This is a genomic window from Mesorhizobium sp. CA8 (assembly GCF_020164955.1).
GTDB lineage: Bacteria > Pseudomonadota > Alphaproteobacteria > Rhizobiales > Rhizobiaceae > Mesorhizobium.
Genome location: NZ_JAIUHG010000001.1, coordinates 162,981 through 182,051, shown reverse-complemented (window position 1 = coordinate 182,051; position 19,071 = coordinate 162,981). Strand labels below are relative to the sequence as shown.

Sequence of the window (19,071 nt, the reverse complement as noted above, 5' to 3'; positions counted from 1 at the left end):
AGATGCTCTTCCGGTTCTAACCGTGGCTTCTATGCATCGGGTGCGCCCCGAAACAATATACGGAACGATTAAGAAGCACTTCCTTTAGGCTACATACCTCATACGCCGCTGATGCCAGTCATCCGGCTTCCGGGCCTTATAGTCGTTCCTCCGATAGACATAGCCAGGAGGGACATCGCCCTTGACCACCGCGCCGGCCGCGACAACTGCATTCTTGCCAATCCGAACACCCGGCAGGATGACCGCCCCGGCACCGATCGAGGCGCCATTTTCGATCACTACCGTTGACCGCTTCGGCGTTTCGTAGCCTTCCTTATCTGCGGAGGGCCACATATCGTTACAGATGGTGACATTTGGCCCGACGAAGACGCCGTTGCCGATCACCGTCCCTGGATTAATCGAAGCGCCGTGGCTGACGATGCTATCGTCTCCGACCGCCGCGCCGTCGATAATCGCGCAACTCGCTATTGTGCAGTCTCGGCCTATAGTCGAGCCGCGAATGATGCTGGCGAACTGCCAGACCTTCGTTCCCTCGCCTATCTGCCCGGAACCGTCATAGTGGGCCAGCGCGTGGATCATGCGCGCCAATTCTCCGCGACCCAATCGAGCCGCACATATTGCGAAGGATCACGCCAGCCGGGGAAAGCCACGATGCGCGCATTCTTTGGCAACGCTTCGCCCTTGGGCCAGCCTTTTTTCTGGAATGCGTACACGCCGTCTTCCGGACCGAATGACCTGGCTTCAGGGATCATATCGGCAAGCCATGCCTGGTCGTCGGGGAATTCGTAGAACGGCACCTTTGCTGCAAGCTCAGGCGAAAACTCATGCCAAACATCTGGGCGGTAGCCGGCCGTCAAAGCCCATAAGCTCCCATTGAATGGACAAGGATTTGCAGAATTAACGCCCTGCAAGATGGTGAAAGGCTCATATCTATCGAACAGGCCGTCCAAGGAGCCCGTCACGACCAGATCCAAGTCCATGCAGACGATCTTGTCGCCGGGCTCAATCCCATTCGACGCCTGCCATTCTGGGTCGAACGCCCGCAGCCGAGCAAAGCAACCTGGAATTTCGGTCAGATAGGCGTCTTCCTCTTGCGGGAAGAATACCGCGAACCGATGCGGCTGTTTCAGGTTTCGCCTTACCGCAGAGGCAAGCTTGGCGACGTACTCAGGACCATATTTCGTGCCCCAAGCCCACGTCGAGATTATGAGCGCCATAGGACGCCAATCCCGTTATTCTTGCCGGTCGGGCAGAGCTTGAATTCCCGATGGGCGTAATCCTGCTTGATGCGGTCCCAGAACTGCGGTGCGTCGATCCTGGTCCCGACCCATTCCGGCGCGCGGTGCCAAGCGATATCGTGGAAAGCCACGATCCTACCCATGGGGCCGTAATTCGCCCAATCCTTCTCGAGGAACGGCATAGTGTGGTTCGCGTCGATGAAGACCGCATCGAACGGGCCAAGGGCCTTGACGCGCTCAATCACGTTCGGATCGGTGCTGTCGCCCCAGATGATACGGGCGTTATAGCCGTCCTTGATCAGGCCATCGACGGTTTGCATCAACGACTTGCGGCTCTGCTCCCATAGCCGGGTTCCGCCCGGAAGATCGACCGAAACAACAGTCGAGCCAACCGGCATTGCGCGCGCAAGTCGATCAAGCGATCCGCCGAACTTTGATCCTATTTCCAGAAGCGAGCGGCAGCCCTCAGAGCGTATGATGTCCGCAAGCCCGTCGATCTCTTCCTCTACCTGTAGAAGCGCCTGTGTCGTCATGCGTACCACTTCGGAACTTTTAGCCATGCGTCAGCAATGTCGTCATAGCCGAGAGAGCGGATAAACTGGATTAGAATGCCATCGGCATCGCAATGCTGTTGCTCAACGTCACCGTTAGGCTTCTGCAATTCTTCAAGTGCATCAACAACGCATTGATGTCGGCGCCGGAGCTTGAACGTGTAGCTTCCCCCGGTCATGCGCGCGCCCATATGGCTGCAACGCCAAGTTCTGCGGAAATGTAGGAGGTATGGATGCGAACCAAGCCGACCGGCTTCAGGTCGCGATCCAATGCCGCGATTTCCTCGTCATTCTCGGTTGGCTTGTCGGAAGTCCCACGCCAGGCAAAATAGCCCTTCGTCCACCTCCCGAAATGCTGCATTAAGGCCGTCAGATCCGAAGTCGGCATGATGCGCTTCAGCTTGTGATACGTCGCAAGGCAGAGCGTGAAGTCGTATTGTTCGCCGGCAAAAGCACTAAGCGCAGATGCGCCCTTCGACAGATCAACAACCTCGAAACGACTTTGGCAGGAGCGATAATCGGCGAAATTCTCGCGGGCGAGAGTGATCCCCGGCTCATAGATATCGCAGCCATGAACCTTGATTGCGCCGTTCCTGTAAAATTCCTCAGCTACCTTCGCCCGATTGCAACCAATATCGAAGACCGACTTGCCTTTGGCTCTCAGGAGCAGATCGCTCATGCCGTCCATGCGGATATCGTGATATCCCGCAACACGTCGCTGAACGACATACGATGCGCCAGCGGGTTTGAACTTATCGACCATTCAGAGCCTTTCCAGAGCCTCTTCAACGACTTCATCGACGGATATGGCTTCCATTGCCCTCCGGCAGTGCTGGCAAGGCTTCAGAGAGCCGCAAGCTTCAGCGCCGCCGGTCAAATTCGCATGTGTCGGATACCCGGTAACCTTCGGAGGAATGAACCCTCCGAACAACACCACAGCGGGGATACCTACCGCCGCCGCGGCGTGATGAAGTCCGCCCTCCGAGCCGATGTACATCGACGCATTGGCCAGGATCGAAATGGCGTCCCTGAAGCTCTCAGTTCGAAGCGGCGATACTCCAGAAAGGGGTGGCGAACCCTTATCCGAAAGGAACTGATGAACCTTGTAGCCCTCGGCCTTAAGCCGGTTCGTCACTTCCTGATATTTCGAGCGACCCCAATCCTTATTCGCCGCCACCGATTTCCAAGGTGCGCTCTGCGGCTCAATGATGATGAACCCAGAGCCATACCTCTTGCCGTGCTTGCGCTCGATATCGTCTAGATAGATCTCGCCCGGCGTCGGGCTGAAGTCCATATTCCAGATCCACCGATCGCCGTCCTGGCGGTTGTAGATACGATGGCCCTTGAAGAACGGAATCCACTCGACGCAGCTGTCACGCTCGCGCCCCGGGGCAGCGATGTTTGGGTTCCACTTAAAGACCTCATGGGAATGATGGTCCCAACGGATTTTGATCCCGTCCCCGAAGGCAATTTTTTTTCCTTTAGCATGGGCACCACGCGCAAGGCCCGTAGCCATCAAGTTATCTCCGAGCCCCATTCAGGCGGCCCAACGCTCTAGTTCCGCCCTCCACTCGTCGGCATATTCGCATTCGGAATAGCCTGGCATATCTGGCGTACCTTCAGTGAAGTGGCAGACCTTGGGGTCAGTCGCCGGATCGCTGTGTCCAACCAGCCAGTTCCAAGCCGGATCGAGTTCACCAATCTCATGGTCTTCAAGCCAGCACAGTCGATGAAGATCGCGCCCCGGTAACGAATTGACGATCTCCAAGGTGAGCCGGTTGTTTGCCTCATGGCCGACGTTCCAGACGAGGAACGATGTCCAGTTCTTTCGGGCGTAGACACTCTGGATTTGCCCGTCCATTTTGATTCCGGGCTTCGGCTCATGCTTGTGCTTCACGCAATAGACGGCTTTCGAGGAATCGAGGTCTTTTGCGAGCATGTCGACATTGGCCCGGAAGAGCACGTCGGCATCGCAGAAAAGAGCCCAGCCCTTGTCGGCGATGAACGGCACCAGAAACCGGGCATTCGCGTGCTCGGTCGATATAGAGCCGTCATAGTCCGGGCGAATGGACAGAACGTCCACAAGCCTGCCGTTCCTGCGCTCTGTGGGGCGCCTGTAGAGCCCGCGCCGGATCAAGTCCGAAAGAATAAGCCCGCGCGCTCGAATTGGCGCTATGGCGTGGCGTTCCAGGGAATGTTTTGCCACGGCAAATGACGCCGCTTCGCGCGGATCAAAGCCGATGAACACAGCCAATGGCATCATGCGGGGATGGCGTCCTCCAGGGAGCGTTTGGGGAAGCATTGGATGGCGGAATTCATCGAGCAGTTGATGATTTCGACGCCCATTGACTTGAGAAGCGCGGCCGAGCCTTCGAAAGCGTCAATCCAGCGTTTGAAGTTGCTATCGTTCGGGTTGTTGGCGTTCGGCCATTTGTTCGGCCCGTACCAATGAACGCCGCCCGAGAGCGACATATCGAGGCCGATCAGCAGGATGCGCTTGGCCCCAAACTGAACTGCCAGATTCAGCGCCTGGAACCCGCTGTTGCCGCCATTTCCGACTAGCCCAATCCTGCCGAGCTGTAACTTGTCCTCACGACGGTTGATTTCGATCCTTCGGATGTCGTGGAAGCCTGCCAATCCATTATCGCGGAAGCAGAGCTTCAAGCCGTCGAATTCAGGCAATCCCTTACGATGCACCCACCAGGCCGCATCGCATCCGTACACCACATCCGCCCATGGGCAGAGGTCTATATTTTCCTTGATCGCGATTATTCGGGAGCGCTCTCTGAGCTTTCCGAGGTCTGTTCCTCTTGTGGAGGCTCCTGAAGCGACGATGGCAATGGTATCTCCTCGCCACTCTGGCCATCCATTACCGTCATATCGCGGCGGAGATATTTTGGCGGGCGGCCGCGTCTCTTGGGCTCCCCCGGCGCCCCCTCTGGCTGAAGACGAACGGCCGGGATATCGACCATGGCCGGCTGGACGAATGTCTTGCGAACGGCCTTGTGCGTCCGCTCCAGTTTCGCGGCTTCGCGCTCGCTGGCGATCTCGAATTCCTGACCTGGCTTGTATTCCTTGCGAACCGACCCGTCATAAATCCGTTTCGCGGCTATCATCTTGATCATGCAAACCTCATGGAAGGCCCGCCGAGCCGGAGCCCGGCGGGTTTGGGTGTGGTCATCAGTTGCCGTAGTTGCCGCCCGTGATGTAGACGGCGGCGCCCGAACGAGCCTTGGTCCATGTGATGAAACGCTCGCAGAGGATAGCGACCTGATTCGTCTGGAACATCGACACGAACGAGGTCGAGGCAGTCTGCGGCGAGTCCGGAGCATCGTCGGTCTGGATGGACGCTTCGGTCGAGATGTTGACCTCCACGCCGCCATCGTCGGCCATCAGGATCGAGTTGGCCGCCAGGGCTACGATGATGCGGCCATCGGCCGGCGAACCGCCATTGGCTGCAACGTTTTCCGACGTGACGACAGGAACGCCCTCGATGAAGCCGCCGTCCTTATTGAGGTCGGGGAACTCGCGACCGCCAAAGTCATTGCGCATCAGAGCGAGGCGAAGAGCCTGCGTCTGGCTCATGACGATGACCAGATCGTCCAGCGTGTAGTTGGACATCGTGTACTGCGCCAGCAGGTCGGCGAAGTCCGCGCGGAATGCATCCGCCGTCGTGCCGCTTGCCGTGATCGGGGTCACGCCGTTGGTGATCGAGGCCGGAGACACACCGGTAGCGACGGCCTTCGACGGGTCGAGGAAGTCGTTGTCGGTGAGCTTGATGATCGCCTTGGTGAGCGAGTTGATCATCATCTGCTCTGCGCTCGGAGCCGAGAAACGGAGCAGTTCCTGCGTAAGGAAGGTCAGGCCGGCGACCTTGTTGAAGTCCAGCGTGATGGTATCGAGGGCACCCTTCGAAACCGGCTTGGGCGAACCCTGACCCACCCAGTAGGCGGTCGTCTCGCCCGTCTCGCGCGGCACCTTGATGTTGAAGGGAACCTGACGGATGCCGGGGATGCGACCGATGATCGTACGCGGGCGCAGCAGATCGATGAACTCGTTCTGCAGGTTCTGGTAGGTTACCAGCGCGCCGGCCCACGCCTGGTCGGTCGTGCTGCCGCCGCTTACGGCTGCCTTCTGCAGGATGTCGCGTGGCGTGCGCAGGATGGAGGCGAGATCGTCGCCCCAACCACGCGAGATGGCGATATCGGCCGGGTGGCCGCCGTATTCCTTGGCCATGAATCTGGCCGACAGAAGACGGACGAAGCCGGAGCCCTTCGGCGCCGGAGAACCGAGAACTTTGACGACTGGGCCAGTCTGGCGGCTCTGGCTGGCCTGTTGGCCATTGGTGCCGTTGACTTCTTTGGCGGTCTGCACATTGACCTTCTCCATGATGCGGAGGCGGTCGATGTGCTTGTCGATGGCCTCGTTGTCTTCGTTGAGGCCGTCGAACTCTTCCTGCTGTGCGGCGTCGAGGGTCGAGCCCTCTTCACCGGACTTGTCCATGATCGACTTCATGGACGCGACATTTGCGGCTCGCTTGGCCTCATAGGCCGCGAGCTGTTCGGCAATGGTTGCCATTTTGGGGACTCCTTCGGACCCTTTCGGGTGCTGGGAAGGCCGGCGTCATCGCGACGCTGGCGGGCGCCTTGTCCAAGGGCGTTTGAAAGCGGACTAGCTCGTTCGTATCTTGCGGATCACGAACGGCTTGGCCCTGTCGCGGGCGGGGTCATTCAGCTTCACGACGCGAACGGTATTGCCTGTCGCGGCGGCGGCGTCGGTCTGAATCTCGGGAGGCACGGGGCGATCTTCCTTAACGCCTGTGGCCGTGCGAACTTCGGTGTCGATCGACTTGATCGTGGTGATGACGGCCTCAGCATTGGCCGGGATGGTGACCAGGCTCAGCTCCATCACTTCGGATTTCTCAAAGCGGATGCCGCCAGTACCTTCGATGAAGGCATATTCCAAGGCCCGGAAGCCGATCGAGACAGCCCGGACCAAGCCTGCCTTCACCGACTGCCAGGCTTCATCAATGCGGTCCTTCAGCGTGCCTGGCTCATCGATCTGTGCAAGAGACGCCTCGAAAGGGATGCCATTCTTGGTCGGCTTGCCGAAGTTGACGGTCCCAACCGGCTTATCGGCCTGATGCTGCCAGAGCAGCGGCATCGGGTTCTTGAACTCAACGCCCATCGGCTCAACGATATCGCCCATGCGATCTGGAGTTGGCGTTGTGGCCATGCCGCGGATGACGCGCTGGTCCTCATCGACGGCTTTCACCGTCAATACGGAATAGGCTCTGTTCATGTTGGTAGTCCTTAACCGATGACGAGCATCTGATATTCGGGCGCCCTGGTTTGCTCGGCTGGGGCAACACCAATCGCCATTGTGAGCGCCACCATGCCGTCGATGCGGCCCGATGACTTGTCCTTGGCAAGTTTCCTGTTTCCCGCCGGGTCAGACTGAACGACCGCATTGGCCGCGCACATGGTCAGGACGGGATGATTCCCATGAGCTATGCGCCCATTGAGGATTTCGCTCTCAAGCTCTCTCAGAGCCGGGGAGATGGACTGGTATCCCTGCCCGAACTCCTCGAAATGCTCCTCGATCTGCTTTTCGGTGAATCCTGCCTCAAGTAGCCAGGGCTTCAGATGTTTGAAGCCCCAGCGATCAAAGGCGATCTTGCGAATATCCAGTTGGTCGAAAAGCCGCTTCATTTCCTCGGCTACAAAGCGGTAGTCGACTGATTTCCCGGGGGCGGCCTTAAGATGCCCATCCTTCTCCCAGACATCGTATGGAACGCGGTCCTTGCGGGATTTCTCAGCCAGTCCTTCCTTTGGTAGCCAAAATGTCGGCTTGACATTCCAGATGCCATCGATTTTGCCGATCAGAACCAGAGCTGTCAGATCGTTGACGCTCGAAAGGTCGAGCCCGCCGTAAACAGGAACGCCCTTCAGCGACTTCGGTGCTTCTCCGCACGAGAGCCATAGCGACCGCGACACAAACGGGCTTGATGCTTCAACCCGTTGATTAAGAACGAGATTTCTGTATTCTGCCTCTCGGCTTGGCATGCGGCGCGCATCTTCCGCCATTGCCAGGACTTCTTTCGCATTGAGAAAGTCACCGAAGGCGGGGTTCGCCTTGCGGATCGACTCCTCAGCGAATGGATCTTCCTCTGGCGGAGCGGTATGCAGGGAAACGACCGTCCTTGGATCATGCCCTGCAAGCGCATCATCGATCAGGACGGACAGCAAATCCGCATCTGTCGGCGCCTGCGTCGAGATGATCACCGAAAGCGGGCTTTCCTGTGCGCCCGTCGCCGTCTCCAATGCCTCGTAAAGTTCCGAGCGCGGGCCTTTGACCTGGCCCAACTCGTCATGAATGGTCAGAACCGGCGAAAGACCATAGGCTGTGGACGCTTCGGCCGACAAAGCCCGGTATAACGTGCCCAACTCAGCGCAAAAGAGCTGCTTTGCCGTGTCCCGAATAGTTGTGACTTCGATCAGCGCTGGCGACATGCGAACCATCTTCGCCGCCAGATTGAACAGGATAGCCGCTTGATCCCTCGATTGCGCCGCGCTGTAGAGTTGCGAGTTTGGCTTTGCTTCCGGCCCGCAGAGATGGAGCAAAAGGATGAAGGCCGCGAGTGTCGTCTTCGCATTTTTACGGCCGAAGGAGAGAATTGCTCGCCTTGTACCGGCCGGATTGTCATAGATCTTGACTAGCTCAGCCCGCTGCCATCCTCGTAGCACCACGGGTTTACCGACATCGCGGCCTTCTGGAATATGGCATTTATCCTCGATCCACCCGATGTTCCGGCATGATCGAGTACAATAGAGCTTTCCGCCACTCCTCCAAAGTGGAACCGAAGGCTTTGTGCAGCCTTCGCAAGCGCACCTACTCCCAAGGCTTGCTGACTTGCTGCGGCTTTTTCTTGGACTTGTCATATGTCGTTTGCTGCGTGATCCTCATGCGCGTGGCCAATGAGGACAGCGCCCGCCCCTCCCGCTCCTGCATCTTGTAGAGCTGGTCCAGGACGGGGATTTCGATTTCCTTCTTGCCTTCCTCGGCCGCGATCAATTGCGCCACGCGTCTGGCAGAGACGACATGCCTGCAATACTGGGCAAGCATCCCATGCGTTTCACGTGGAAACCAATCCGCCGGCATCCTGTTGACGACGGCCCACCATTCGTCTGCCTGCTCGTCCGTCAAATCGTAAGGCGCATCCGGGCGCTCTAGCGTCTCGATCGGCGCCGCAACAGCCAAGGATGCAACGGACTTCCTGCCTCGCACTCCCATATAAAGATATCCTTATGTCGTAATCTTTTTTCGGGGCAGATATGGCAAAAATACTGCCCAAGCGGTCTGGGGCCGATTTCAATTTCGGTCGTGACTACCCCCCCCTATCGGTTGGCGGGGTGGTTGCCATCGATCGGCCAGCCATCAGATCCGATGGTCGTGTCGAACCCTGTCTTCTCTATCGATTGGATTGGCCCGTCATGACAAGGAGCGCAGACGGATTGGAATGGACCTTCGAAGAACGCTGTCTTCTTTGTCTCTGGGTCTATGTGGTGGCAGACCGTTGCCTCGACCACGTACCCCTTGGCCTTGCACCTCTGGCATAGTGGGTGCTTGGCCAGTTGCTTGGCCCGAATGGCCTGCCATCGTGCGGTGGAGTAGAGCTTGCGGTATGCCTTGGCTTCTTCGCTTCTACGATCCTGGCGCCTGCTCATCTACACGTCGGCGTGACCAGCCACTTGTCGAAGCTGCATGGCTGTTGAGTTGTGCAGGCTGTGAGGGTGAGGAGCGCGACGACGAGAAACGCCTTCACGTCGCCTACCTTCTGACCTTGGGCGGATTGCCGCCAAGATCAGGGCAGCCGATAGTGGTTAATGGCTGCTTGGATTGCTCGTCATCATCGCTAAGCGGTAGAGCGCAACCGAGTTTATATGATGTCCAACATGGCCAGAAGACAGGCCACATCAATACGATAAGCGCGTCCAGCCCATAATCGCCCGAAAAACAATCGTCTATCGTATTGGGGTTACGCTGTCCCATCTCGCCGATAACGCCAACGGTAAAGGCACAGCCGAGCACGTAGACAACTAGCGAGCCAATCAGCCAGGTCATGCCACCAGCGTCTTCACGCTTGCGATGATCTTCTGTGCAGCGTTGCGAGCTGCCACCAATGCGTCAATGCCTGCCTGTGTGGCTGGCTGGCCTTCGATGGTCAGGGTGGATATCGGTGCGGGAACCGGCGTTGGCACAGGCGTCGGTGTGGGCGCCGGGGCGGTTGCAGTGTTGTGGGCAAGGAACACCTTCTGCAGCTCAGGCAATGTGCCGAGTGCGGTGTCGCCGTTCTGCGATGACCATTTGTAGCAGTATTCGAGCTGCGGGCTCGGCACCAGCTTGGCCCAGCGATCCAGCATGGTCTGCATCTGAGCGACAGTCGGGACAACGAACGCATCGCCCGTTGAGCTGATCCAGTTGCCACCGCCGAATGCCTGATACTCTGGAACGATGGCCGAAAGCGGAATGCCGGAAGCCAGGGCCGCGGCAACCATGCGATCGATCATCGCATAGTCTGGATTGCTCAGCGTCTTGGCTTTGATCGGATAGGCGCCGATGCCGTAGAGATCGATACCGGTGTTTGCCGGGTTGTAGGTATTCATGAAGCTCGGGCTTGCGACCGAACCCATGTTGTTCATCGAGATGAATGTCTTTGCGCCGGGACAGGTGGTGTGGATGTAGTCTGACTCAGCCTTGAGCAGCGAAGCCGGGACATACCGTGCATCGGGCTCATCACACAGGAAAAAGCCGTACAGCTTCGGATTGCCGATGAATGGCTTGACCTTGGCCTTGAACGCATCCGTTGCGCCGCTCTTCTCCCCGAGATAGACGAGGCCAAGCATTCCTGCTGGCAACTCGTTCAGGGCCGAGACATAGCTTACGTCGGCGACATTGAAGCCGGCAGCGGCAATAGCTGAGCCAGCACCGCCTGAGGTGTAGCGAAGGGTCATTCTATGCCCTTTCATCTGACAATGATAAGTCCTGCCGCACGGAGCGGCAGGGGGCCATCGGTCGTGACCTTTGGCGGGGCACTTAGAGGCCGGTGGCCTTTGCGATCGCCAGAACAAGAACAACACCGGCACCAATTGCGAGACCGGAAGCAAACTTGCTCAGGAAGGAATTGACGATGAAGCCGATATGGCTGGGCTTCGAGCCTTCGCGCATGATCTCCGCGAGTGAGTCGAAAGAGTTGCTCATGCCCATAATATAGTGACGGTATTCGAGCATGTGAATCCCGCGAAAGCAGTATTTTTTCTTCTACATAGTGGCTTGCAGGCGGCATCCTCAAGGGTATGCGCTTATCCCGAGACCATGCTGTTCACAGCGAGGCCGGAAGACCTGCAAATGAAGCGAGACGGAACGGCCAGGACCGAACCCCAACCTTCACGAAGCTTTGGCGCTCCGCCGTCTCGATCTGGAATTTTGGCAAAGTTAAGGGTTTGGCGCGGAACGGTGAATTTCCGCTGACAGACCGGGACGTGTCCCTGCGCCCAAATCACCTGCGGAAAATATACGCGAGAATAATTTCTATTGCAAGTCCTGTTCTGGCCGATTGAAGTGCTCGAATATGGCTTCCATCAGCGCTGTGCGTCCTCCCTGCTCCTCGAATGCAGCCGTGACGGCTAGGGTACAACGATGGCGTTCCGCGAGAATGGCTTTGTGGGCAAGGTCGCACGCTAGCCACATGATGTCCTGCATGGACGACGCTTCCTTGCATTTCTCCTCAAAGTCCCCGGCAAGGTCGTATGCCGTCATGATGGTTTCAGTCTCAAGAGCATGCGTGGGCATTGAGCCACCTTTCCACGTCTTCGGAGACATCCTCCGGTCCAACCTTATCTATCAGACACATCATGCGGCGAAGCCAACCCTCGCCCACTAGGTGCTGCTCGATTTTAATTCTCCGATAGGTCTGTTTGGTTAGACGCAACTCAAGCGCAGCGTCTTCCTCTGACCAACCGTATTGTCGCTCCCATGATGATAGGCATTCACCGATATCGCGTCTGTCTGTTTCCCAATTCGTCATTCCGCTGCCTCCGTATAATCAAGCTCAACTGAATCAAACGGCACCGACATCTCCAGCTTTTGAACCAGTAGTTTCAGGCGCCCGTCTCTCGATAGACCCGTCACATGGCCATGCTTGTCCTGTGCTGGCCCCTTTGTGATCCTGACAAGCGTCCCGGTCGGGAACTTGCTGGATGTCATCCTACGCGTTTGGCTTTTGAGTGCGGCTTGCTCTTCAAAGAAGCGCAGTTTTTTCTCGGCTATTTCCGCCGATTCAGCCTCCATCTCACGAAGCAACTCCATGTCGCTTTCGGGGATCGGCATGGGCGTTCCGCGGCACTTCACGCCCTTCTCAACGCCGGGCGTCTTCTCTTCGAGCTTGCGCCAGTCAATAGCCTTCTCCGCGTCACTAACGAAGACGTAGCCGAGGAGCAGCGCAAACCGGCGCTTCGTCCAAACGTTCGTCTTCTTCCGATCGCGGACAACGCGCATGTCAGCCGGCATGTAGTAGGTGAAGCCGCCGCGCTTGAGGGACACTTCCACCGCTGATATGTTTGGATCTAAGCTGGGGACGAGCCGATAGCCCTTCGCGCTCCGGGTTGTCTCGACCTCGTAGGCACGTTGTGGCTGTTGAGAGCCAGGCTTTGTTCTGACTGCGTACCAGGTCATGCGGCTGTCCCTCAATATTGCTTGGCGGATGGGGGTTAGGCGGAATCTTTGGCCTTGAGCACGACGCGCCGCTCCGGCTTGTAGACTATGCCTTCGCGATCAATGAGCCATGGCTTCGGGCTGTCGGTGTTCGAGAAATCGCAGCCGTGGATTCGCGTGCCGAAGAACCATGCAAGCGCACGGCCGACGTAGCCGACGTGCTTATTGCAATATGGGCAAAAGTCTGCCGGCCGTTTCTCGCTCACGGCTCCCTCTCCCCGTGCTTGGAGTTGGAGAGCGCGGCGTCTACCATAGCGCGCCAGAAGTCATCGATATTGGAATCAACCTTCGCCCAAGCGGCCTCCTCTATCGTGTTGGCTCATCTTGCCCTCCGAAGTTGCTGCTCGGGCTGCTGTTGCGGCGCCAAGAAAGGTTGCAGACCTTCCGAGGCCCGGAACCCATCCGCAATCCGAAGAACGTCGGACCACGTTGCCGCTTTCGGTCGCCCTGTGCCTCGCGAGACGGACCACTTCCCTGTAGGCGAGTTCCAGTCCCCCCGGAGGCGCTTCGCGATTACACCATGTTCCCTTAGATAATCGGCAACATAGATGGGATCGGTCGTGTCGTTCGCTGTGAACCGCCTCGGGCCGCCGTGCCTCGCAAGCCAATCCTCAACCATGAGAGGGATGTTGTTCGATACCACCATCAGCTTGGGACGCTCCGCCGGCTTATGTTGTGGTCGGCGCTGCTTGACTGGGAACGGGATCACAGTTCCCTCCGGCCGTTCCTGCTTCTTGGCCCCACTCCGAGCGTGCAGCGGCTTGCCGATTGTTCTGGCCCGCTTGATAATGGACGCCGCGCTCCGTTTGAGCGCCAGCCCGATCTCCCTGCCGGAGCGGCAATCATCCGACATCTCTGCGATCTTGGCGTCTTCTTCGGCCGTGAAGCGCACTTTCGCATAGGGCTTCCTGTTCTGCTTCTGCCGCTCCTGGCGCTCCTTGAGTCTGAGATTCCGGCTGATGACCGCCATCCTGGATCGACCCAGTATTTTCCCGATCTCCGAGCCAGACCTTCCTTCGCCGATCATGCGGACGATTACCTCGTCCTCTTCTGCCTTCCACCAATTCACGGGCTCTTTCATGCCAGCGATCCCTCTATGACCATGAACTTCGGGCCGCGCTTTCGCTCCTTTGCGGCGTCTAACAGGCGGCAGACATCCGCCTCCGAAACGTTCAGCGCCTTGGCGATATCCAGCGTGTCGAAGCGACCGGATTCCCAAAGGACAAGCGCGCATGCGCCTTGAAGCAAGTTCATTACGTTCCCCCTTTGATGATGGTTTGTTCCTTTGGCGCAGGGCCGAGAATACCCATTGTCGCCACCCAGACCGCGCCCACGGGAAGCTGCTTTGCCCGAGACAGGGCAACGAACCGGTCTAGCGGAACATTGGCCTCAATCACCTGCCGATCGGCGTTCTCTGCCCTGCGCTTTTCCTGGCGCACCTGGAAGGGCGCTAGCGGGCCCGGGAAGTACCGCGGTGCCGGCAGGCGCGGCTTTGCCTTCAGCTCGATGTATTCCTGCCGCTGGCGAGCTTCCGTCACGAACTCCGCCACTGACGGGGCAAACGTCTTGGTCTGACCATGGACCTCGCCCATGGTGTACCGTTGCGCTGCCTCAATGACGGCTTGGGACGAGAGGCCCGACGTAGCCATTTCGAACGTGTCCAGCGTCAGATCCGGGTCTGACTTGCTCGTCGGGAAGGCGTTGAGCATCCGCGTGATTTCCGTTATGGCCGTATAGTTCATTGATCCTGTCCCGCGCTGCATCAACTATGGTTCGCTTCCGATTTCCTGGGGATCGTCGATCCTCAATCTCGTCTTCCCATCTTCCTTGATGGAGCCAAGTTCGCGCGTGCGGTATGAACTGCGGCTCTTTGTTCCGGAGAGAGGGGAGTTGCCTTTGAAGACCATAGATGATCTCGCTGGGGTCTGTTCCGGCGCGAATTTCGCGCTCCCACTCCTTAAGTGCAGCCCGCTTGGCAACGCGGCGCGGGTACAACGACCAGAAATCCTCAAAGGTGATCATGCCGCCCTCCCCAAGAAGTCACCGCGATGCATGAACTCGACGGCACGATAGGCGGCAGCGGCCTCTTCCAATGTGGGAAACCGACCCAGGTACCTAGTCCTCCCGTCCAAGCGAATTGTCGCGACAAACTTGCCTGTACGGCGCTCAACGTGGACACCCTTGACCCCCGTTGAGTTGTGTTTGGGCAAACTCATGTTCCAGCAATTTTGCTGGTTGGTAGCTGACCGCAGATTATCAAGACGGTTATTGGTTCGGTCGCGGTCTCGGTGGTCTATCTGATGAGTGGGCCACTCCCCGTGGGCATAAAACCAGGCTACCCTATGGCCGAGATATGAACGTCCGGCGACTGCAATAGTAACATAGCCAGCTAGGTGTTTGCTCTCACAACGCTCGCCAGTCTCTCGCCTTGTAAAGGCGCCCGTTTCTGGATCGTAATGGATAACCGCGCGGAGATATTCGACCGTGAGGTTCTTCTTATTATCCGAACCGTATAGCATTGCGGTGATGGTCGCGTTTCGATCGAGGGAACGTTTTATCGCTGCCGTAGTTAGCTTGGCGCGATATAGGTCAAATGGCTTCTTCGTTGGCTTCGCGTTGCGATGATTAATGATCGCCAGCGCGGAGTCCTCATCGAGCACGGTCATCAGCTCATTCAGAATGGCTTGGCTCATGCAGCCGCCCTCACCCAAAGCGCCTGATAGCGAAACATGAGACACCCAAGCCCGCGCTCTTCGGCACGCTTGAGCGCTTGGCAAGCTATTGGCCCCACGGCGAACAGGGTTGTACCGTTGGATGGACTTTTGCCGAGCGATCCATCGGGCCGCTCGAACTTCACCTTGCCAGCAATGAAAAGTGTGAAGCTCGCCCTGCGATTGGCTGTCTGCCACCAGGGACACGAGGTTCTATCTGGCGCTAGGGCAATGCCGTGGCCGTGGTCGAAGAATTTGTCGAGCCATGGCTCTATGGAGTTTCTTCCGCCAAATGGAGGGTTCATCCAGACAAGCCCATGCCATGGCCTGTCGAGGCCATCCGCTGAATACATCATGTCAGCCGGAACATGGGTCTTGACACTATGCGGGTGTGCCACGTCGAGATCAAAGCGGCACCCGAGCGCGTCAAAGATGTACTTCGGTGTATACCACTCATCGGACTGGCCGGCGGTTTCCCAATGGCTCATCTTCGATCCCTCAAAGTCAGGGCATTGCGCCCTATCGAATGCGTCTAGGCAGCTTCCAACTCGATACGGACGAGACCGCCTGTCCTCTTGGCTTCGCGACGGATGGCGATCTGCCATTTGCTGTCATCGACGCCGATCACATCGGAGATTCCGTCGAGATAGCTTTTGATGTTCGAGAGCATGCCGTCCTCGTCTCGCCTGCGATCGTCTGGCGGAAAGAAGACTGCGGTGACCTTCAAGGCTTGCGGAATGTCTGGGTCGTTCCCGCGAACTCCGGCAGTTAGCGTCATTCCCCAGCCCAGCGTGCGGCACATTTTGGCTGCTCGCGCGCGTCTTCTCCAATGCACTCTGGCGTTTGGATGAAGCTCGCGGGGCGGCCACGGGAGATCGATGGTGATCATGCGACCTCCGCAAACATGCCGGCGTCTGTTGAAAGCCGCTTGCGTGCCATTTCGGCATAGGCTGGGTTGAGTTCGATCAGGATGGCGTTGCGCTGCAGGCGATCAGCAACGAGGCCGGTCGTGCCAGCGCCGCCGAAGGGGTCGAGCACCGTGCCGCCTGCTGGGCATCCTGCCTTGATGCAAGGCTCGATCAGTTCGGGCGGGAATGTCGCGAAATGCGCTTCCTTGAAAGGCTGTGTTGCGACGGTCCAGACAGAGCGCTTGTTGCGGCCCATGCCACGTCCGACCTGGTTAAGGCCGGATTGGTCGCTGCTTTCGTAGTCGGCATGACGAGGCGGAACGCCTCGGCGCCGCTCGCCGTTCCCTTGCCGTCCGCGCGGATCGAGCGCGTTCGCGCCTGGCGAGCCGTACGGCCGGCGAGGATCGTCGGTCAGGCTCTCTTCTGCGATCGACGCGGCGTCGAAATGGTAGCGCTGGCTCTTGCTCAGCAGGAAAATATATTCATGCGCCTTGGTGCAGCGGTCCTGCACGCTTTCAGGCATTGGGTTCGGCTTCGACCAGATGATGTCCTGGCGCAGATACCAGCCGTCTGCTTGCAGGGCGAACGCGACGCGCCACGGGATGCCGGTCAGGTCTTTAGGCTTAAGGCCCGTCGATTTCTTCGCCCGCCCAACGCCAGTGTTGCCGTGAAGCGCCGTGACGTGCTTACCGCCGCTAGAACCACCCCACTTTCCGTCGTTGGCGTAGCTGTCTCCGAGGTTAAGCCAAAGCGTGCCGTCGTCACGCAGCACGCGCCGCACATCACGGAACACCGCCACCATCTCAGCAACAAAAGCGTCAGGCGTTTCCTCAAGTCCGATCTGGCCATCAACGCCATAATCCCGGAGACCAAAATATGGCGGCGAGGTCACGCAGCAGTCGACAGACCCCGCAGGAAGGCCGGCGAGCACGTCTCTGCAATCGCCAGTGATGATGCGAATGCTCATCCTGCGAAGTGCCTCCACACCGTGATAGCAGCAGCAGCAACACCCACCACAAGAGGCCAGCCGTAGAAGAGGAGGTAGCGCCAAGAGAGGCGTGTTTCTTCTTCCTCTCGTTCAGGCTCGTAGAAGCCGTCTCGGTTGAGCTGATAGATGCCGTCGAGGGTGACGATGCGGGGTCTCATGCAGCGCTCCTGTCGAAGACGGGGGCATCATGAAGACGACGGCGAAGACCGGCGATGATTTCCTTGAGACTAGCCCCGTCCAGAAGGCTTAGGAGATGCGGAACACCTTGCAGGCCGAAATTGTCGAACAGCAACTCAGCCGCATCTTCGGAGAGGTCCGCCTTGATGGTCTTGTCATGAGCCTTCTTGGCCTTTTCTTGCTCCACCTTTTCAGGGTCTGGGTGGAAAAGGGCGCGACGCACCGTGCTTTTGCTGAGTCCGGTTTGCTCAGAAACCTTCTTAGCAATACCTTTCGGGCGACCTTCATTAGTCCGATTGCGCTTACTGAGTTTCGGTTCATTTTGAACCGCTACTCTCGTTTCCTTCTCCTCCAACAGTTCTGCGTAACGCCTGATCTGCTGATCGCGCTGCTCTTTGGAGAGATCGACGCGGAGGAGGTTTTCGGTAATTTCCCACATCTCGGCATCGAGGGCATCGCCCTCTATGACCAGACAAGGAATAGTCGGCCACGCCAGAGACTTGACGGCTGCGAGGCGATGTGCGCCAGCAACCAAGTCAAGCCTCTCACCCTCATTGACGCTCAAAACCGTGATGGGCGTTCTGAGGCCGATTTCATCAATCGACTTCGCGAGGCGAGACACAGCCTCTGCATCGATATGGCGGCGGCCGTGACCAATGGTAATCAGGTCAACGTCAATGTTTTCTGGCGCGGCCGGCTTCATGGATCAGCCCTCGATTTCAGGGAGATCGTTGCGGAGCGTGAGGCGAGACATGCGCTCGCCACGACGATAAGCATTCCAGCCACGGAAAATGATTTCGAGCGTGCGCCTGATCGGAACCATGCCGTTCATTCGTTCTTGAAGAAGGCGCTCGCGAACTTGAAAAGCCGGGCTCGTCTTGCCGAGATTGTCGCCGTCGATAAACTTTGCGAAGAACTGTTCCGCGTCTTCGAACCCGACCACTCCAGCGATGATGTATAAAGCGCCGGCTATGCGAGTGTCGGTGGCAATTTTTCGAACGTCTTTCCGGTCGGCAAAGCGGAGAGCCTGTTCGATATCAGGAAGGCGGGCGAGCGCGAACTTATGCAAAAGCGCCTTCGTTGGCTTCACGTCACCGTGCGTGGGGCCGACAGCTGACCCCTTTGGCAATTGGTTAGTCTCATAGGCATGAACAAGAGCGGCTATCGCAGCGACCTTATTGGCGTTCTTGATGCCCGCCATTCCGATATAGTCGCCGGATGTCCTGACCTTGTTCTGATCGATGGTCATCCGGCTCTCGCGTTCGGCGCCGAACACCACCGTGAACGGAATGCTTCCGCCACACGATATAACCGCGTTGAGACGATGCTGCCCGTCGTTCAGATATCCATCTTTCGAGATGACGATGGTCTGGCCGTTAAGCCCCTGCCAGCGGCCCCCAGCCATATCGGCAGCATATTTGGCCACAGTGGAGGCCGACAGCTTGCGGTTTTCGTCTGCCGGGTTGCGCTGGAGTAGAAGGTGGGCAAGAGGCGGATCGATGGTAACAACTTCGGCAAACGGCTGACCGGAGGCTTCAGCCCGTGAAATCTTGCGGGCCAGGTAGTCCCTGGACGCCTTCAGCATGCGATCAGTGAACTCCGGCTCAATCTTGCCGTCATTCTCTCGTTCGAGTATGTTCAGCATCAGTTGAATTCCTTGGCGGGCACTTTCGGGTGTGCCGCCATTTTTCTTTTCAGTGCCCGAAACCACTGTCTTCAACATCG

At 58.0% G+C, this 19,071-nt stretch carries 28 protein-coding genes; all 28 read right to left on the bottom strand.

Features of this window, described 5'->3' with window-relative positions; translation table 11 throughout:
• Positions 1 to 84: 84 nt before the first annotated feature.
• Complete coding sequence (locus LB553_RS30410) at positions 85 to 579, bottom strand: DapH/DapD/GlmU-related protein (RefSeq protein ID WP_263483875.1); 495 nt, start codon at positions 577 to 579, stop codon at positions 85 to 87.
• Positions 576 to 1,217, bottom strand: a complete 642-nt coding sequence (locus tag LB553_RS01100; protein WP_224509663.1) for a hypothetical protein — start codon at positions 1,215 to 1,217, stop codon at positions 576 to 578. Before LB553_RS01100 ends, LB553_RS30410 begins: the two co-directional genes overlap by 4 nt.
• Positions 1,205 to 1,798: a class I SAM-dependent methyltransferase gene (locus LB553_RS01095; protein ID WP_224509661.1), complete on the bottom strand. Its 594-nt coding sequence runs from the start codon at positions 1,796 to 1,798 to the stop codon at positions 1,205 to 1,207. Before LB553_RS01095 ends, LB553_RS01100 begins: the two co-directional genes overlap by 13 nt.
• Positions 1,799 to 1,964: 166 nt before the next feature.
• On the bottom strand, positions 1,965 to 2,552 hold the full coding sequence (locus LB553_RS01090; protein ID WP_224509659.1) for a class I SAM-dependent methyltransferase: 588 nt from the start codon (positions 2,550 to 2,552) through the stop codon (positions 1,965 to 1,967).
• The gene (locus LB553_RS01085; protein WP_224509657.1) at positions 2,553 to 3,305 is read right to left on the bottom strand and encodes a glycosyltransferase family 9 protein; all 753 of its coding nucleotides are present in this window, start codon (positions 3,303 to 3,305) and stop codon (positions 2,553 to 2,555) included.
• Positions 3,306 to 3,326: 21 nt separating this feature from the next.
• Positions 3,327 to 4,052, bottom strand: coding sequence for a hypothetical protein (locus LB553_RS01080; RefSeq protein ID WP_224509655.1), 726 nt, complete (start codon positions 4,050 to 4,052; stop codon positions 3,327 to 3,329).
• Positions 4,049 to 4,471 (bottom strand): hypothetical protein, encoded by a 423-nt coding sequence (locus LB553_RS01075; RefSeq protein ID WP_224509653.1) that lies wholly within the window; start codon positions 4,469 to 4,471, stop codon positions 4,049 to 4,051. The genes LB553_RS01080 and LB553_RS01075 overlap by 4 nt, the downstream gene beginning before the upstream one ends.
• 86 nt (positions 4,472 to 4,557) lie before the next feature.
• Positions 4,558 to 4,914 (bottom strand): hypothetical protein, encoded by a 357-nt coding sequence (locus LB553_RS01070; protein WP_224509651.1) that lies wholly within the window; start codon positions 4,912 to 4,914, stop codon positions 4,558 to 4,560.
• A gap of 55 nt (positions 4,915 to 4,969) precedes the next feature.
• A complete protein-coding gene (locus LB553_RS01065) occupies positions 4,970 to 6,367 on the bottom strand; it encodes a phage major capsid protein (protein WP_224509648.1) in 1,398 nt (465 codons plus the stop codon).
• 93 nt (positions 6,368 to 6,460) lie between these two features.
• Positions 6,461 to 7,090: an HK97 family phage prohead protease gene (locus LB553_RS01060; RefSeq protein WP_224509645.1), complete on the bottom strand. Its 630-nt coding sequence runs from the start codon at positions 7,088 to 7,090 to the stop codon at positions 6,461 to 6,463.
• An 11-nt stretch (positions 7,091 to 7,101) separates the two neighbouring features.
• Positions 7,102 to 8,538, bottom strand: coding sequence for a terminase large subunit (locus LB553_RS01055; protein WP_224509642.1), 1,437 nt, complete (start codon positions 8,536 to 8,538; stop codon positions 7,102 to 7,104).
• A gap of 142 nt (positions 8,539 to 8,680) precedes the next feature.
• Positions 8,681 to 9,049, bottom strand: coding sequence for a hypothetical protein (locus LB553_RS01050; RefSeq protein ID WP_224509639.1), 369 nt, complete (start codon positions 9,047 to 9,049; stop codon positions 8,681 to 8,683).
• A 570-nt stretch (positions 9,050 to 9,619) separates the two neighbouring features.
• Entirely contained in the window at positions 9,620 to 9,913 is a 294-nt protein-coding gene (locus tag LB553_RS01045) for a hypothetical protein (protein ID WP_224509636.1), read from the bottom strand.
• Positions 9,910 to 10,803: a hypothetical protein gene (locus LB553_RS01040; RefSeq protein ID WP_224509633.1), complete on the bottom strand. Its 894-nt coding sequence runs from the start codon at positions 10,801 to 10,803 to the stop codon at positions 9,910 to 9,912. The genes LB553_RS01045 and LB553_RS01040 overlap by 4 nt, the downstream gene beginning before the upstream one ends.
• 82 nt (positions 10,804 to 10,885) lie before the next feature.
• On the bottom strand, positions 10,886 to 11,080 hold the full coding sequence (locus tag LB553_RS01035) for a hypothetical protein (protein ID WP_224509630.1): 195 nt from the start codon (positions 11,078 to 11,080) through the stop codon (positions 10,886 to 10,888).
• 300 nt (positions 11,081 to 11,380) lie between these two features.
• A complete protein-coding gene (locus LB553_RS01030; protein ID WP_224509627.1) occupies positions 11,381 to 11,608 on the bottom strand; it encodes a hypothetical protein in 228 nt (75 codons plus the stop codon).
• Between the two features lie 264 nt (positions 11,609 to 11,872).
• On the bottom strand, positions 11,873 to 12,523 hold the full coding sequence (nusG, locus tag LB553_RS01025) for a transcription termination/antitermination protein NusG (RefSeq protein ID WP_224509624.1): 651 nt from the start codon (positions 12,521 to 12,523) through the stop codon (positions 11,873 to 11,875).
• 35 nt (positions 12,524 to 12,558) lie between these two features.
• A complete protein-coding gene (locus tag LB553_RS01020; RefSeq protein ID WP_224509621.1) occupies positions 12,559 to 12,768 on the bottom strand; it encodes a hypothetical protein in 210 nt (69 codons plus the stop codon).
• A gap of 113 nt (positions 12,769 to 12,881) precedes the next feature.
• Complete coding sequence (locus LB553_RS01015; RefSeq protein ID WP_224509617.1) at positions 12,882 to 13,643, bottom strand: hypothetical protein; 762 nt, start codon at positions 13,641 to 13,643, stop codon at positions 12,882 to 12,884.
• A complete protein-coding gene (locus tag LB553_RS01010) occupies positions 13,640 to 13,816 on the bottom strand; it encodes a hypothetical protein (RefSeq protein ID WP_224509614.1) in 177 nt (58 codons plus the stop codon). Before LB553_RS01010 ends, LB553_RS01015 begins: the two co-directional genes overlap by 4 nt.
• Positions 13,816 to 14,304: a hypothetical protein gene (locus LB553_RS01005; protein ID WP_224509611.1), complete on the bottom strand. Its 489-nt coding sequence runs from the start codon at positions 14,302 to 14,304 to the stop codon at positions 13,816 to 13,818. The genes LB553_RS01010 and LB553_RS01005 overlap by 1 nt, the downstream gene beginning before the upstream one ends.
• 276 nt (positions 14,305 to 14,580) lie before the next feature.
• Positions 14,581 to 15,255, bottom strand: a complete 675-nt coding sequence (locus LB553_RS01000) for an HNH endonuclease (RefSeq protein ID WP_224509608.1) — start codon at positions 15,253 to 15,255, stop codon at positions 14,581 to 14,583.
• Positions 15,252 to 15,761, bottom strand: a complete 510-nt coding sequence (locus tag LB553_RS00995) for a phage N-6-adenine-methyltransferase (RefSeq protein ID WP_224509605.1) — start codon at positions 15,759 to 15,761, stop codon at positions 15,252 to 15,254. Before LB553_RS00995 ends, LB553_RS01000 begins: the two co-directional genes overlap by 4 nt.
• Before the next feature lie 44 nt (positions 15,762 to 15,805).
• The gene (locus LB553_RS00990; RefSeq protein ID WP_224509602.1) at positions 15,806 to 16,162 is read right to left on the bottom strand and encodes an endonuclease; all 357 of its coding nucleotides are present in this window, start codon (positions 16,160 to 16,162) and stop codon (positions 15,806 to 15,808) included.
• Positions 16,159 to 17,148 (bottom strand): DNA-methyltransferase, encoded by a 990-nt coding sequence (locus LB553_RS00985; protein ID WP_224509597.1) that lies wholly within the window; start codon positions 17,146 to 17,148, stop codon positions 16,159 to 16,161. The genes LB553_RS00990 and LB553_RS00985 overlap by 4 nt, the downstream gene beginning before the upstream one ends.
• Positions 17,145 to 17,327, bottom strand: a complete 183-nt coding sequence (locus tag LB553_RS00980; protein ID WP_224509594.1) for a hypothetical protein — start codon at positions 17,325 to 17,327, stop codon at positions 17,145 to 17,147. The genes LB553_RS00985 and LB553_RS00980 overlap by 4 nt, the downstream gene beginning before the upstream one ends.
• Positions 17,324 to 18,049 (bottom strand): ParB N-terminal domain-containing protein, encoded by a 726-nt coding sequence (locus LB553_RS00975; protein WP_224509591.1) that lies wholly within the window; start codon positions 18,047 to 18,049, stop codon positions 17,324 to 17,326. Before LB553_RS00975 ends, LB553_RS00980 begins: the two co-directional genes overlap by 4 nt.
• 3 nt (positions 18,050 to 18,052) lie before the next feature.
• Positions 18,053 to 19,069, bottom strand: a complete 1,017-nt coding sequence (locus LB553_RS00970; protein WP_224509588.1) for a hypothetical protein — start codon at positions 19,067 to 19,069, stop codon at positions 18,053 to 18,055.
• Positions 19,070 to 19,071: the final 2 nt, after the last annotated feature.